The organism is Bacillus sp. WC2507, from assembly GCF_052656125.1.
Genome location: NZ_JBQXPN010000001.1, coordinates 3438311 through 3453439, shown reverse-complemented (window position 1 = coordinate 3453439; position 15129 = coordinate 3438311). Strand labels below are relative to the sequence as shown.

The 15129-nt window shown below is 34.0% G+C and carries 13 protein-coding genes; 10 read left to right on the top strand and 3 right to left on the bottom strand.

Going from position 1 to position 15129, the window contains the following annotated elements; translation table 11 throughout:
* The first annotated feature begins 6 nt into the window (after nucleotides 1-6).
* The 4 genes from ACUN28_RS18315 (at nucleotide 7) to ACUN28_RS18300 (ending at nucleotide 4906) form a co-directional block, all read left to right on the top strand.
* Nucleotides 7-267 (top strand): hypothetical protein, encoded by a 261-nt coding sequence (locus ACUN28_RS18315; protein ID WP_016088030.1) that lies wholly within the window; start codon nucleotides 7-9, stop codon nucleotides 265-267.
* A gap of 106 nt (nucleotides 268-373) precedes the next feature.
* Nucleotides 374-2194 carry an AAA family ATPase gene (locus ACUN28_RS18310; RefSeq protein ID WP_016088029.1) on the top strand — a complete coding sequence of 607 codons (1821 nt, stop codon included), beginning with the start codon at nucleotides 374-376 and terminating at the stop codon, nucleotides 2192-2194.
* A complete protein-coding gene (locus ACUN28_RS18305) occupies nucleotides 2184-4034 on the top strand; it encodes a hypothetical protein (protein WP_016088028.1) in 1851 nt (616 codons plus the stop codon). Before ACUN28_RS18310 ends, ACUN28_RS18305 begins: the two co-directional genes overlap by 11 nt.
* Nucleotides 4035-4309: 275 nt before the next feature.
* The gene (locus tag ACUN28_RS18300) at nucleotides 4310-4906 is read left to right on the top strand and encodes a hypothetical protein (RefSeq protein ID WP_016088027.1); all 597 of its coding nucleotides are present in this window, start codon (nucleotides 4310-4312) and stop codon (nucleotides 4904-4906) included.
* Nucleotides 4907-5001: 95 nt separating this feature from the next.
* Here ACUN28_RS18300 and racA read toward each other — a convergent pair whose 3' ends face one another.
* The gene (racA, locus tag ACUN28_RS18295) at nucleotides 5002-5544 is read right to left on the bottom strand and encodes a chromosome-anchoring protein RacA (RefSeq protein ID WP_016088026.1); all 543 of its coding nucleotides are present in this window, start codon (nucleotides 5542-5544) and stop codon (nucleotides 5002-5004) included.
* 354 nt (nucleotides 5545-5898) lie between these two features.
* Here racA and ACUN28_RS18290 point away from each other — a divergent pair, with 354 nt between their 5' ends.
* On the top strand, nucleotides 5899-7254 hold the full coding sequence (locus tag ACUN28_RS18290; RefSeq protein ID WP_016088025.1) for a hemolysin family protein: 1356 nt from the start codon (nucleotides 5899-5901) through the stop codon (nucleotides 7252-7254).
* Nucleotides 7255-7386: 132 nt separating this feature from the next.
* Nucleotides 7387-8811: an aldehyde dehydrogenase family protein gene (locus ACUN28_RS18285; RefSeq protein ID WP_016088024.1), complete on the top strand. Its 1425-nt coding sequence runs from the start codon at nucleotides 7387-7389 to the stop codon at nucleotides 8809-8811.
* Nucleotides 8812-8931: 120 nt separating this feature from the next.
* On the opposite strand, the gene ACUN28_RS18280 is transcribed toward ACUN28_RS18285, so the two are convergent.
* On the bottom strand, nucleotides 8932-9324 hold the full coding sequence (locus tag ACUN28_RS18280) for a YueI family protein (RefSeq protein ID WP_016088023.1): 393 nt from the start codon (nucleotides 9322-9324) through the stop codon (nucleotides 8932-8934).
* 232 nt (nucleotides 9325-9556) lie between these two features.
* On the opposite strand from ACUN28_RS18280, the gene ACUN28_RS18275 reads away from it, so the two are divergent.
* Nucleotides 9557-10690, top strand: coding sequence for a BA2291 family sporulation histidine kinase (locus tag ACUN28_RS18275; protein WP_080117997.1), 1134 nt, complete (start codon nucleotides 9557-9559; stop codon nucleotides 10688-10690).
* Nucleotides 10691-10723: 33 nt separating this feature from the next.
* Here ACUN28_RS18275 and ACUN28_RS18270 read toward each other — a convergent pair whose 3' ends face one another.
* Nucleotides 10724-11473 (bottom strand): DUF4397 domain-containing protein, encoded by a 750-nt coding sequence (locus ACUN28_RS18270; protein WP_016088021.1) that lies wholly within the window; start codon nucleotides 11471-11473, stop codon nucleotides 10724-10726.
* A gap of 1001 nt (nucleotides 11474-12474) precedes the next feature.
* On the opposite strand from ACUN28_RS18270, the gene ACUN28_RS18265 reads away from it, so the two are divergent.
* The 3 genes from ACUN28_RS18265 to ACUN28_RS18255 are packed head-to-tail and all read left to right on the top strand — an operon-like array spanning nucleotide 12475 to nucleotide 15127.
* Nucleotides 12475-13785, top strand: coding sequence for an aspartate aminotransferase family protein (locus ACUN28_RS18265; protein ID WP_016088020.1), 1311 nt, complete (start codon nucleotides 12475-12477; stop codon nucleotides 13783-13785).
* Nucleotides 13782-14480 (top strand): acetate CoA-transferase subunit alpha, encoded by a 699-nt coding sequence (atoD, locus tag ACUN28_RS18260; RefSeq protein WP_016088019.1) that lies wholly within the window; start codon nucleotides 13782-13784, stop codon nucleotides 14478-14480. Before ACUN28_RS18265 ends, atoD begins: the two co-directional genes overlap by 4 nt.
* A complete protein-coding gene (locus tag ACUN28_RS18255; RefSeq protein ID WP_016088018.1) occupies nucleotides 14465-15127 on the top strand; it encodes a CoA transferase subunit B in 663 nt (220 codons plus the stop codon). The genes atoD and ACUN28_RS18255 overlap by 16 nt, the downstream gene beginning before the upstream one ends.
* Nucleotides 15128-15129 lie beyond the last annotated feature (2 nt).

The following is a 15129-nucleotide window of genomic DNA, read 5'->3' as shown; positions in this document are numbered from 1 at the left end:
ATGAAAATGGAAGAAAAAGAACAGTTAACCAGAATTGTTGATTTAGCGAGTGAAGTAAGGAAAGTATTAGTGCAAGAATCCTTTTTTAATCATCATCCTGAACTACGAGGAGTGATTGAAAATTTAGCGAGTGCTGTAGAGAATTTGGCGGAATTACAGCAAAATAAAGATGAAAACGCTGAAGATCGATTACGATATGTACTTGCTAAAATGAAAATTGCTCATAATGCCATTTTACAAGAGAAAAAAGCTTTTCCATCTCATTAATATACGTTTTCATTTTGAACCTGGCGGATAACGTCAGGTTTTTTGTTTCTAGTTTTTCGTTTCGTTCATACACTAAGAATAGTATGAAAAAAAGAAGGTGACGAAGGTGAAATTACATAAAGCTCTTCAGCCAAGTTTTATAAAACGAATGTACTATATGAGGTTTATCGGAAAGTTTACAAAAGCAGAGAGAGAGAAGAATGGGGAGAATTTCTTTGTACAATGCCTATCGCCAATACCATTCACGTTACAAGAGCAATTAAAAAATGAACCATACGTATTTGAAGGTTTATGTAGCAATAAAAAGAATGAAAAAATTTTTTCGGAATTAAAGAAAAGAAAATTAGAAAAGCAATTGGTTATGTTTCGTCTTTATTATGAAAGAGGACATATATACGCGGAGTTAATTTGTACAGAAGAACCGCGAGAAATGGCAAATGGCTATAAAATGATTCCAGTACCTAAAGTTTCCGATTACAGAAAAGGAGAGGCTTTAGAAAGAAAACTTAGTAATGGTTATTTGTCATTTCTAATGCCAAAATATCCGAAAGACTTTGAGCCTCCAGAATTATTGTGGCATGATGGAAGGTTATATGGAAATATTTCTTTAAAGTCATCATCAATTAGTTCAATCGCATATGTTGAACAGCAGCGGGAATGTAAGTATATAGACCTTAATGACTGGTTGAAGCATGTAGAAATAGCGGTAGAAGATCAATTGTATTTTGTAAGTAATCATGTGTATGAGCAATTAAAAAAACGAATGACTGAGGAAGGTAAGCTTGTAGAAGTAGAGGAAATAAAAGTGCAAAAGGATGAATGGGAGTGGGATGAACGTGAATCCGTATTTTTACAGTATGTAAAAAGTTTTGTGCGTAATAAAGGGCTATATTTGGATGAAACGGACATTTATAATTTTCACATAAGCACGAAAACAAATATGTTAACGATTCTTGGGGGTATACCGGGCGCTGGGAAATCCCGTTTTGTGCAAGCTTATGCGGAAGCACTTGGATTACAGTATGGGGAAGAATTGGTTTGGATCCCGATTTCACCATCGTACCAAGAACCACATGATTTACTTGGTTACCTTCACCCAAATGGTACTTTTATTGAAAGTGAAACAAAATTAGTTAGGGCGTTAATGAAGGCAAAAGAAAATCAAAATCAGCTGTATATAATCGTTTTTGATGAAATGAATATGTCATATATTGAGCATTGGTTTACTCCATTTCTATCTGTTCTTCAACTTGAAAAGCAAAATCGTATTTTAAATTTGTATGAAGGTGTACAAGAAAAAGAAAATCCAATTCCATCAACAATTGAAATTGGAGAAAATATTATATTTGTAGGTACTGTAAATTTTGATGAAACAACGAAAGAGCTCTCAGATCGATTATTAGATCGGACAAATTTAATTACTTTACAAAAGATTCCGTTTTGTGAGATGTATATGGAACAAGAGAAAGTTGTATTACAACCACCTCTGAAAGTAACTGCAGGAGAATTTCGCATAAATTGGGTCAGGAATAAAACGATGATTGAGGTGTTTTCTGAAGAAGAGTTAGAACTATTAGATAAGCTGCATGTTCTATTGTCATCACACGATATGTCAAAGGGAATTTCTTTTCGATGTGCAAACGCAATAGCTACTTACTTACAAAATATACCGTTCCAAAATAATCATTCCTATATGATCAGTAGAGAAGAAGGATTTGATTTACAAATAAAGCAACGTGTATTGACGAAAATAAGAGGGACTGAAATGATGATTGGCTCTTTACTTTCTGAAGAGGTAAAAAGGGGGGCGACATTAGTACCTCTTTTGCAATCTCCACTTGCAAACAGAGTATCTACATTTGAACATTCTTTAGCATGTATAAGAGAAAAGCGTAGAGAACTGGAGTTGTATGGATATGCAAAATGAATGGCGATGTGAAACAGAAATCGTTGATACGAAAGAAACGCTCCCTTTTGTATTAAAGTTAATCATTGGAACAGAGGCAAAAGGGGAATATATTTTGTTAAATCGTCTTTGTACATCTACTACAGCATTAGTTCAATGTATTTATAAAGTACAAGAATTAAAACCACTCAGATTACATTACCATTACGAAAGTCCTATGGATATTACTTTTATATGGAATAAAGTATATGAGGGACAGAAAAATATAAAAGAGTCAAAATATGAAATAAATGAAAAAAAACAAAAGGTATTAATATATGAACATGGAAAAACGGAATTCTTTTATCCATGGCGTTGTGGTCTATATCATTTTGAAGTGCGTATAGAAGATACAACGTATTATGGGGCTTTTCAAGTCGTGCCAAAAAATTTTTTTGATGATCAATTTGAAATGATTCAAAACTATGTGAAGTCAATTTTGAATGAGTTGATTTTAGATAGAGGGTATTATAAAAAGACTTTCTCTGCACTTAGTGATATTGAAGATTCTTCTTATTTAGTGTTACTTAGAAAATTGCCACAAAAAATGAAAAAGATAAAGCAAATTTTTAAGAAAATAGAATCAAGTTCAAAATTTATACATGAATATAAATGGGAAGAAAAGGAGCGAAAGGCAACGAGAAAAGGAACCATAGTGGCGGAAAGAAAATCGTATGCAAAATATTATAATCGTAAGTTTATAGAGCAAAAAAATAGTAAGGAAAATGCATTTCTTAAATTTAAAGCGATGCAATTTTATCACTATTTACTTGAAGCTGAAAGTTTTTTGCGTCAAACAATTGAAATATTAGAAAGAGCAAAAAAGAAGAAATCAGAAGAATTTCAAGCTGTAAAAACGATTATACAAACAATTGAGCGTAATGGATCAGTGACCGATAGAGAGAAACAAAAATATAAAAATATACATTTACTAAAAGAGGCGGATTTACGAAAGAGTTCTATGAAGATACAAGAATATAAAATATTATCACATTTTGTACATGGAAGTGTACAATACTTTCAAACTTTAATGCATTCGCCATTTTGGAGAGAAATTTCTGAAACGGGTAACATGAACTCACATAATTTACCGATACCACATCAACAATTACTACAGCATTTAGATTTACTTCCACAATCTATAGATCAATCTCCATCTTTACTATTTGTTTATAAACCAACATTTTTAGTGTATGAATATTACGCTTTTTTTATCGTTATTTCAATGTTAGAGCAAATTGGTTTCGAGGCTAGAAATTCCATTCGTGAACAAATACAAGAACATTTTTATGTAGATGGATTACAAGATGGAACGACAGTGGTGTTACATCGAGATGATATTAGAATACATGTCGCATTTAATGATTTAATTGAAACACATCCTCTTATTGCATTAAGTAAAGGGAGTAATTTTTATAATGGAGAAGATACGAAGAAGCCGGATATTCGCTTAGACTGTTATGTAAAGGAAGAAGGGAAATACGTATATCAATCTTCTATTATTATTGAAGTGAAGTATAGCCCAATGTACAATATCTTTCAGCACGTTGGAAATACGAAAGCAACTGAGCAAATGTATAAGTACTGGTCTATAAAATATGTAGAAGAACAAGATGGAAAGCGAGTCTATTATCGAAGGGCCATTTATGAAGTCATTTGTGTATATCCAGGAAGTCATATGCATAGTAAAAAGATTGAGTCTGGATGTGGTGTGTTCTTGCAATTATATCCTTATAAAACGAAACAAGGGGAAGCGAAATTAGCTGGAAAAAATGGAATGGTACAAATTTTTGGGAAGTGGTTAAAAAGCATGAAGAAGTAAAAGAAATCCTTTTCCTAAAGGATTTCTTTTAGATTAAGAAGAATTATATGCAGTATGGAAAGAAGCTTCATACGATTTGAATTTGAAAGTAATATAAATATGTTGTTAGAAGAACGGTACATGAGGGATAAAAGGCGATTAAGGTGGAATTTAATTCATTTTGCAGAATATAATAAGTCGTAAATATTTTTAGTTGCATACGAAGATTTGTTCTTATATGATAGATAGTGAAAGCGTTATCAAAAACAGAGCGGCGATGTGAAAGGCGGGTAAATATGTTCCAGCGTGTTCAAACAAAGGAAGAACATTTTTGGTTCGAGCAACTATGGGGAGATTTTTGTGAAGAAAGAAACTTAATGTTCGTAGAACGTAATTTAAATCCATCAAGATTTTTATTAATAGAAGATGAACATCATATTGGTACAGTAGAATGTATTAAGTATACGGTACCTGAACAATCAAATTCTGAGTTTTTCTATCCGTTTTCTAAAAATGATTTAGTGAAAGATTTGAAAAATGTGTATGAAATAGGCAAGTTAAGTATTGCGAAAACGTCTCGTGGGAGAGGACACTTCAAAAGACTAACCGCTATTTTATTTATGCATGCATTAGAAACGAAAGCAGAATGGTATATTGCAGCAGTTACAAAAAGAATGTATATGTATTTGTTAACACTCGGTTTCCCAATTGAACCGATAGATAATCCATTTCAGTTTCATGATACTTTACAAGGTGTACCAGTACGAATTCATGCTCGAAAAGGGGCTACGCATTTGTATTCTTTAAAAGAGTTTCGAGATGTAATTCAAGGGAATGCTCATGCACAGGCATTAATCGCAGAATACAGTAAAAATATTATGTTAACCAAATAAACCGAAATGAATATGTATAATAAAGACGATACTAATTTAAAATGAAATCATTCTTCATGAAAAAGACCCTTATTATTTTAATAAGGGTCTAAAAATTATAATCCAAATATACTAAAAATCATTTTGCGGCGCTTCGGTTTCTTTTCACGTTCATATGTTGGTTTTGTATCGGGAGTAATATATAGTGGTTCTTCTTTCTTGAGATCAGCTTCTAGCTTTTGAATTCGCTCTAACATTTCCTCCATTTCACGGCGATGTTGTAAAAGTTGGTACGTAACTACATCATTTGCCTTGTCTTGCATTTGTTCTTCCATTCGATCTAACCTTCTCGTAATTGTGTTTAATTGAGCGACTAATTGCTCAAAATCATGCGATGATATGTTTTGAACAATTGTATTTACTTGAGTTTTTAATTCTTCAACATCGTTTGATGATGTTTTTTGAGTAGGGTGAGAATTTTGAGACTGCTCTATTTGTGAAAGATGGTATTCTAACATTTGGTCTAAATTATCTTGTGTAAAAATAAAGTGACCATATTTATTTTTTTCTATCGTAAGATTTAATTGTTGTGCAATCCGGACAACAGCCTTTGGGCTAACACCTAATTTTTTTGCGATAAATGGTGTTTTATATTCCAAAATAATCCCTCCTATATATATCCTGTTGAATGATTTCGATCTATGAAGTAAGTTCCCTTCTAGTGTGACAAAAGAAGTGTGGAATCGGCAAAGAAAGTGTTTTTTCACGAAATGAAGCTATGAAGAATATATCGTGTATATAAAAATGTTTTATCTTAAGATTTAGAATTATTTGACTGAAGGAAATGAATTAGATTATCATAATGATAAATATCTTTTTTATGTATGCATATAATATATAAAAAGGTGGTTGCTAATGTAGAATTTTGTTAGAGTATTAGAATGCTTACTTCACTTGAATAAAATTAAGTAGGAGGTGGCTTCCTTGCTTACAATGTAAGTAAGGAAAAGTATTTGGACATATATAGTATAAGTATAGTGATTGTTTTAATTGCCTTGACGGCATTTTTCGTTGCAGCAGAATTTGCAATTGTTAAAGTGCGAAGTTCACGAATTGACTATTTAATTGCGGAAGGAAATAATCGCGCAACATCTGTCAAAACAGTCATTACAAACTTAGACGAATATTTATCTGCTTGTCAGCTAGGAATAACAGTTACAGCTCTGGGGATTGGGTGGTTTGGTAAACCTGCGTTAAAGCAAATGTTTGACACGCTTTTTGTAAATTTGAACATTTCTACTCGACTAGCAGATATTTTTGCTGTAATTTTAGTGTTTTTGTTTATTACATTTTTACATGTTGTAATAGGGGAATTGGCCCCAAAAACATTCGCGATTCAAAAAGCTGAACAAGTGAGTTTATTTGTTGCTAAACCGTTAATTTTCTTTTATCGTATGGCGTTTCCATTTATTTGGATCCTAAATGGATCAGCCCGAATTATTACGAAGTTGCTAGGGCTGAAACCACCGAAAGGGCACGATGAGGTTCATTCAGAAGAAGAATTACGGCTATTGGTTTCTGAAAGTTACAAAAATGGAGAGATTAATCAGTCTGAATATAAATATGTAAACAAAATCTTTGAATTTGATGATCGTATAGCAAAAGAAATAATGGTACCCCGAACTGAGATGCATATTATAAATAAAGAAATGCCTGCTGAAGAGGCTTTGCAAAAAATGTCTCGAGAAAAATATACGAGATATCCAGTTGTTGATGGTGACAAAGATCACGTAATAGGGTTTGTAAACTTTAAGGATATTTTCACAGATTTTGTGCAGCATAAGGCGGTTAGCAACAAGAAAGTAGAGCAATATATTAGGCCGATCATTTTAGTTATCGACTCTATCCCAATACACGACTTATTTTTAAAAATGCAAAAAGAAAGAACACATATTGCTATATTGATTGATGAATATGGTGGTACGTCTGGACTTGTTACTGTTGAAGACATTTTAGAAGAAATAGTTGGAGATATTCAAGATGAGTTTGATACAGATGAACAACCAGAAATTCAACAAGTGAGTGAAACGAAAACAATACTAGAGGGAAAAGTGCTTGTTAGTGAAGTGAATACGTTATTAGGTTTAACGATTGATGATAATGGTGTGGATACAATCGGTGGTTGGATTTTAACGAAGAATATAGAAATTGCTGAAGAGGATTTCATTGAAATTGAAAATTATACGTTTTGTGTGAAAGAATTAGATGGACACTATATTAAGAGATTAGAAGTTACAAAAACTGTAGAATCAATTGTTATATTAGAAGACGAAAAACAAATTTCATTACAAGAACAAATTAGTTCATAGACTCTGCTAGATGGCAGAGTTTTTTTGAGCATAATGTTTTTGGCAGCATAAGGGCTATGATACAATGACATAAGTCGGACCTTTCACTAGGTTAAGTATTGTTGTATACATATATTTGGAAGGAGAAGAATTATGAAAAAGCATTTATATATAAATGGAGATTGGAAGTCTGTAAATACGTATAAACCATTATACGCACCATATTCTGAAGAAACGTTAGCGGAAATTGCACAAGGAACGGAAGCAGATGTACAAGAGGCTGTTACTGCTGCAAAAAATGCAATGAAAAAAATGAATACATTATCTGCATATGATCGTGCGACTATTTTAGAGAAGGTTGCACAAAAAATGGATGAAAGAAGAGAAGAATTTGCAGAGCTTATTGCAAGAGAAGCTGCAAAACCAATTCGTGCTGCAAGGGGAGAAGTAGATCGTACCGTTCAGACATACAAATTTGCAGCGGAAGAAGCGAAGCGTATATACGGCGAGACACTACCGCTCGATGCAGCACCTGGTGCAGATGGGCGTATTGCGTATACAATACGAAAACCGATTGGGGTTATAGGAGCAATTACACCATTTAATTTCCCATTAAATTTAGTGGCACATAAAGTCGGCCCTGCAATTGCTGCCGGAAATACAGTTGTGTTAAAACCAGCTGATCAAACGCCATTATCGTCTTATGCATTAGTTGAATTGTTTGAAGAGGCAGGATTACCAAAAGGAGCTCTAAATATTATTTCTGGTCCTGGTTCAACTGTAGGTGAGGCGATAGTTACAAATGATGATGTTGCTTCCATTACTTTTACGGGAAGTCCGAAAGTTGGAATTGGAATTAAGGCAAAGGCTGGGTTAAAGCGAGTTACGTTAGAACTAGGGTCAAATGCTGCTGTTATTATTGATGAAGATGTAGAATTAACAGATGAAATAATTGAGCGTGTAAAATGGGGAGCATTTGTTAATAATGGACAAGTTTGCATTTCGGTGCAGCGTGTTTTTGTACATGAAAAGAGAATGGATGAATTTCTTTCAAAGCTAAAGAAAGCGATGGAAACAGTTGTTGTTGGGGATCCACTGTTTGAGGAAACGGATGTATCGGCTTTAATTTCGAAAAAAGATGTAGAGCGAATTGAAATGTGGGTGCAAGAAGCTATTAAGGAAGGTGCAGCTGTTTTATACGGTGGTAAGAAACGTGATGCAAGGATTTTTGAACCAACTGTATTAACAAATGTTCCAGAGCATGTATCTGTTCAGTGCCAAGAAGTATTTGGTCCACTCATGACTGTAAATACATTTAAAGAATTTGATGAAGCAATAGAGAAAGTAAATCATTCGCGTTACGGTCTACAAGCAGGAGTATTTACAAATAATTTGTTCAAAGCAATGCGTGCGATTGATGAGTTAGAAGTTGGTGGTGTCATGATAAATGATATTCCAACGTTCAGGGTAGATCATATGCCTTATGGTGGTGTGAAAGAAAGTGGAACGGGACGTGAAGGTATTAAATATGCAATAGAAGAAATGACAGAAATGAAATTAGTATGTATTAAAAAATAAAGTATAAAGAACTTAAACATTGTAATAAAAAACGAGTAGGAAATGTTTACGATTCCATACTCGTTTTTTATTGATTGTTTTACGTTTCTCAGAACGATTTCAATTAATCAAGTGTACCTTTTACTTCATTTCTTGTTTGAAAATAGCATCTTCTACATAAATTTGTTCTTTGTCAACAGCAGTGCTATGAGATAATACTAAACCGATTGGTGTTTCTGTACCTTTATTTTGAACAATTGTGAAAGGAACATTTTTTTCATTCGCTAATTTAATGTATTTTGATAAATGTGGGTAAGCAATGCCACCATTTAGGAATATTTGTAATGATTGAGAAGAGCGCATGCTACTAGCTACTTCAGAATATACATTACTTTGCATTACTTGACCGATAGTTAAAGCGATTTCTACACGCTCACGTAATGTAGTTAAATACATATTACGTTCTTCTGGTTTGTTCTGCTTTTGGCCGAAAATGCCTTCTTGGAGATAATCTTCCACATTTTTATTTACCATATTTTTCACACCTTTCATTTTCTATTGTACGAAAGAATGAAGCAGGATGCAAAAAAAGTCTCATCAAATGTAAAAAACTTTGAATGAAAGGAAGGAAAATGGTAAGTATCAATCTAAACAAATAATAAAGTCATAAAAATTTTATCAACACATATTAACAAAATGTGACAATAATCTATTAACGAATCGCGTTTTTTGTGTTAATATTCAAAATATAAAGGGTGTTCGTCGCATGGAAATGGAGGGAATGGGGGTTTTTCCAATCGATAAGGATATTAAAGAAGTATTTTGCTCGCACTTGAAAAACAACAGGCACCAATTCGTTGAGAACTGGAAAAACAAAATGATAATTTCCGATAAAGATCCATTTAAACTAGAAGCAGTTCAAAATGGAGAGGATTTATTAGAGTTAATTATCGAACTTACTATGGAAGAAAAAGATATAGATTATCTTCAGCCATTATGCGAGAAAATTGCTATTGAACGTGCAGGAGCAGATGCGAATATTGGTGATTTTGTTTATAATGCAAATGTGGGAAGAAATGAGCTTTTCGAAGCGATGTGTGAATTAGATGTTAGCGCACGTGAATTGAAACCAATTATGGCTCAAATACATACTTGTTTTGACAAATTAATTTATTATACTGTTTTAAAATACTCGGAAATTATATCAAAAAATTTAGAGGAAAAACAGCAATATATTAACGAAACACATAAAGAAAGGCTGACGATTTTAGGGCAAATGTCAGCTAGTTTTGTACATGAATTTCGTAACCCACTTACTTCCATTATGGGATTTGTCAAATTATTAAAGGCAGATCATCCTAGTTTATCGTATTTAGATATTATTTCGCATGAATTAGACCAATTAAATTTTCGTATTTCGCAATTTTTACTCGTATCGAAAAAAGAAATGTGGAATGAATCAGAACGATTTTGGCTTAATGACTTGTTTCAAGATATTATACAGTTCTTATATCCGAGTTTGGTCAATGCAAATGTTTCGATTGAAAAGAATTTGCCGTATCCAATTCCGCTTGTTGGTTATCGGAGTGAAGTGAGACAAGTAGTTTTAAATATATTAATGAACTCAATTGACGCTCTTGAATCAATGAAAGAAGAACGAAAAATTGTCATTGATGTATTTGAAGAAGATCAATCGATCCGAATTGTGATAAAAAATAATGGGCCAATGATTCCAGCTGAAAATGTAGAAACAATTTTTGAACCATTTGTAACTACTAAAAAGTTAGGAACTGGTATTGGGTTATTTGTATGTAAACAAATTGTAGAAAAACATAATGGGTCCATCATGTGCCGTTCAGATAACGAGTGGACAGAATTTCAAATTGAATTTCAAAAATAAACAGTCTACACCAAATGAATGGTGTAGACTGTTTTAATTTGTAAGTATAACGGTTTCTAATTTAGGATCTTTAGTCGAATAACCTACTATGGTAATGGTATAAATAATGTTCGGTTCGACTTTGAAATTCGGTATAGTTAACAAAATGCTTGGATTATCTGCAAGTGAAACCTCAATATCTGCAGTACCAGGGCTAACTTCTAAAAAATCTGTTATTTGTTTAAAGAGTACATTTTCAAATAAATGATCTCCACCTTTTAAATCTACATTTACAACAGGGGTATCTGGAGAAAAATGTGCAAAGCGTATTTTTGCTTGACCAGCTGGTAAATGTGTATTATCAAGCATAGGTTGTAATTGTAGATGATTATCACTATTTATTGCGGCAAAAGTATAAGTGTGATTTCCCATTATCGGTACTAAAGCTGAAAAGATAGGAGTTTCCTTTCCGACAGGAACGATATCTATACGATATTTACCTTGTACTAATGTTAAATAGGGACTGAATTGTTTAAATGAAATATTTTTAATAACCTTTTGTCCGTTTACTAAAATGTCAACCGCAGGTGTATTTGAAGCAGAGTGAAAAAACCTTAAGTGTGACGGTAAAGCAGCTTCTTGTGAATCTCTTTTTTCATATGCCTGTACTAGTTTCGTAAGCGCATCGTAATATTTCATATATAGGTCTACATATTTTTTTGGATTATTAAATTGATAGTAACGAGCGAGCTGTTCGTAACGTGCAGCTTCTTGTCCATATTTTTCAATTTCAGATTGAGACATGAACATTCCTCCTTTGTCATCATTAAAACTATATGCTTAGCAAGAAAGAGGTTATGCGCAAAAAATTGTTTTTCTAAAGGAGAAAAGTTGAAAATCAATAAAAAATATTGCTTATGGATAAGTATAGTTTAGGTGAATGAGAGTTATAAATTTCTAGAGGACACAGCAATATATCAACTATATTGGGTGATGATGTATCGGCAATGTGTATTTTGAAATAAAAAACCTTAAGAGCGCATCAATTGACATATCGAAAACATGTCCCAAAATCCTTAGGAAACTAGGGATTTTTTAAATTATGGGCAAATACACATACAAAGTGATAATTGTCCTACATAAATTATAAAGGAAAGGTAGTTTGAATATGAGGAAAGGAATGAAATCTTGGGATGGGGATATCCCGAAAGGAATTATGAATGAAGTTATGGACGATTTTGTGCTATAGGCTGTAGGATGAATTTTGCATTTGTAATATTATTTTTACTATTTACGTTAGCAAGTGACGGTATTTACCGATAAAAGAGCGTCGTGCCGAACTGATTAATGTGGTTAATCGGTTCTTTTTTTATTGCATGAAATGGAGGGAACTATATGTTAGATGTTTTTGTTTATAAAAATAATTGTTATCCATTTAGTAAAATCGCTTGTCGAAATTTGTTTGAAAATATGCAATGTAAAGTAAGATAATAGGAAGGAGTTTAAAGGGAGTTTCGTCGAAGTTTACACAATGTCGGCATTTGAGGGAAGCTGGCATTATGTTAGGAAAATATTTAGTGAAGCGTTTATTTTATATAAAGGAGGGTTATTTGAGCGTATAGATAAGGGTTGGACTTCGTTTTAAGTTCTGAATTTTCTGTTTTCAAAACTATATTTAGCACTCATTTGTATATTTTATAATAGTTTTTTGATAAATTCACTGCTTTCGCAGAGGGTTCTTTTTTATGAAAGAAACGTCAATTTTCTTCATATATATATACAAATTGGAGAAATGGGGGAGCGCTATGCGCGATTACTTAATTAAACCACTTGTTGGTCAGCCGTATCCAATGATTTCACATGGAAAAGGTGTGTATTTGTATGATCAAAACGGAAATAAATATTTTGATGGCTCGTCAGGAGCAATTACGGCAGGTATTGGGCATGGCGTAAAGGAGATTGCAGATGTTATAAGAAAGCAAGCAGAGGAGATTGCTTTCGTTTATAGATCACAGTTTACAAGTGAACCAGCTGAAAAATTAGCGAAGAAATTAAGTGATTTAAGTGTAGGAGATTTGAACTGGAGCTTTTTTGTGAATAGTGGTACGGAAGCAAATGAAACAGCTATGAAAATTGCAATTCAGCATTTTCAAGAGCGAGGTATTCAAGGGAAGCATAAAATTATGTCACGATGGATGAGTTATCACGGTATTACGATGGGAGCCTTATCAATGTCTGGGCATCCACTGCGCAGACAACGTTTCGTGTCAATTTTAGAAGATTATCCAACTATTCCAGCTCCATATTGTTTTAGATGTCCGGTGCAAAAGGTATATCCAACTTGTCAGCTTGCTTGTGCGACTGAACTAGAAAGATCAATTGAAAGAATTGGTGCAGAACATATTGCAGCTTTTATCGCTGAACCGATTATTGGAGCAGCTGGAGGCGCAGTCGTTCCGCCGAAAGAATATTATAAAGTCATTAAAGATATTTGTAGTCATTACGATATTTTATTTATTGCTGATGAAGTAATGACTGGGCTTGGTCGTACTGGCGCATGGTTTGCGATGGAGCATTGGGGTGTAGAACCGGATATTATGACCCTTGGTAAAGGTTTAGGGGCTGGGTATACACCGATGGCAGCGACGATTGTAAGTGACCGTGTTATGGAACCGATTTTACGCGGATCACGTTCTGTTATGAGTGGGCATACGTTAAGTGCAAATCCATTATCTGCAGCAACAGCTCTAGCTGTTATTGAATATATGGAGAAACATAATCTACCTGAAAAAACAGCAGAAAAGGGAGAGTATTTAATAAAAGGATTACAGAAAGTTCAGCAACAATCGACAATCATTGCTGATGTGCGCGGAAAAGGGTTGCTGATCGGAGTAGAGTTGCAACCGTTTACAAAGGCGTCAGAACTTATTTCGGTTGCAGCTAAAAATGGTCTTCTTTTATACCAAGCTGTTTCAGGGCAAGCAGGAAAAGAAGATAGTGCACTGCTTGTGGCACCGCCAATGACAACTACATATTCCGAGTTAGATGAATTACTTTCAATTTTTGCAAAAAGTGTAGAAGAAATGATGCAAAAAGGAGGGCATAGTATCGCATGACAACTATTACGAATACATTCGATAAATTAAAAGAGATAGAGGAAGTAATTTCTTTGTTCCACGATGATATGACATTAATGTTTGGAGGGTTTGGGGGGATTGGATCCCCTCCATCTTTAATACAGGCGATATTAGAAAAAGGAGTTACAAATTTAAATTTAATAGGAAATGACACTGGATTTCCTGATGTAGGAATCGGTCGTCTCGTTACGAATGAAAGAGTAAAATCATTAATTACTTCTCATATTGGTTCAAATCCAAATGCAGGAAGACAACTAAACGAAGGAAGGTTACAAATTGAGTTTTCTCCGCAAGGAACATTAGCAGAGCGTATTCGTGCTGGTGGTGTAGGACTTGGTGGCGTATTAGTTGATGTTGGTGTTGATACGATTGTAGAAGAGGGAAAACGTACAGTTGAAATGAATGGTAAGACATATTTAGTTGAAACAGCATTAACGGCTGAGGTTGCGATTGTATATGCGAAGAAAGCGGATCCGTTTGGTAACCTTGTGTTTGATAAGAGTGCTCGTAACATGAATCCTCACGTTGCTATGGCCGGGAATATAACGATTGTAGAAGCAGAAGAAATCGTTCCGCTTGGAAGTTTAGATCCAGAAGAAATTGTTGTCCCAGGAGTATTTGTAAATTATATCGTACCGTCGGAAGGAGTGAATTGGAAATGGGTATGGGCGTAGAAGTGAGAGATAAAATTGCTAGACGTGCGGCGAAAGAAATACAAAATGGCATGATTGTAAATTTAGGTATTGGTATACCATCGCTTGTACCGAATCATTTGCCTGACGATATAAACGTTATGTTTCATGCGGAAAATGGAATTGTAGGTATGGGACCAACGCCAAGTAAAGGGAATGAAGACGAAAACTTATGTAACGCAGCAGGTTTACCGACTTCTCTTATTACAGGAGCGAGTTATTTTGATAGTTGCATGGCGTTTGGGATGATTCGAAAAGGTTTATTAGACATAACGATTCTTGGTTCATTACAAGTAAGTGAGAATGGTGATTTAGCAAACTGGATTGTTCCAGGAAAACGCGTTCCAGGTATTGGGGGAGCGATGGATTTGGCACAAAAAGCGAAGCGGGTCGTTGTTGTGATGAATCATGTCGATAAATATGGAAATGCAAAAATTGTTTCGGAGTGTACATTACCATTAACTTCAAAGAGATGTGTAGATTTAATTATTACGGATATGGCAGTTATGGAAGTGACGCAGGGTGGACTCATTTTACAAGAGTTGATGAGCCCATACACAGTGGAAGATATAAAACAACATACAGAAGCTGATTTTAAAATTGGCTCTAACTTACTAGTAATTGAATGAGG

Excerpts from the sequence above, each read along its gene's own strand:
- ACUN28_RS18315 (WP_016088030.1), top strand. The coding sequence starts at position 7 with ATGGAAGAAAAAGAACAGTTAACCAGAATTGTTGATTTAGCGAGTGAA.
- ACUN28_RS18305 (WP_016088028.1), top strand. The coding sequence starts at position 2,184 with ATGCAAAATGAATGGCGATGTGAAACAGAAATCGTTGATACGAAAGAA.
- ACUN28_RS18300 (WP_016088027.1), top strand. The coding sequence starts at position 4,310 with ATGTTCCAGCGTGTTCAAACAAAGGAAGAACATTTTTGGTTCGAGCAA.
- ACUN28_RS18285 (WP_016088024.1), top strand. The coding sequence starts at position 7,387 with ATGAAAAAGCATTTATATATAAATGGAGATTGGAAGTCTGTAAATACG.
- ACUN28_RS18280 (WP_016088023.1), bottom strand. The coding sequence starts at position 9,324 with ATGGTAAATAAAAATGTGGAAGATTATCTCCAAGAAGGCATTTTCGGC.
- ACUN28_RS18275 (WP_080117997.1), top strand. The coding sequence starts at position 9,557 with ATGGAAATGGAGGGAATGGGGGTTTTTCCAATCGATAAGGATATTAAA.
- ACUN28_RS18270 (WP_016088021.1), bottom strand. The coding sequence starts at position 11,473 with ATGTCTCAATCTGAAATTGAAAAATATGGACAAGAAGCTGCACGTTAC.
- ACUN28_RS18265 (WP_016088020.1), top strand. The coding sequence starts at position 12,475 with ATGCGCGATTACTTAATTAAACCACTTGTTGGTCAGCCGTATCCAATG.
- atoD (WP_016088019.1), top strand. The coding sequence starts at position 13,782 with ATGACAACTATTACGAATACATTCGATAAATTAAAAGAGATAGAGGAA.
- ACUN28_RS18255 (WP_016088018.1), top strand. The coding sequence starts at position 14,465 with ATGGGTATGGGCGTAGAAGTGAGAGATAAAATTGCTAGACGTGCGGCG.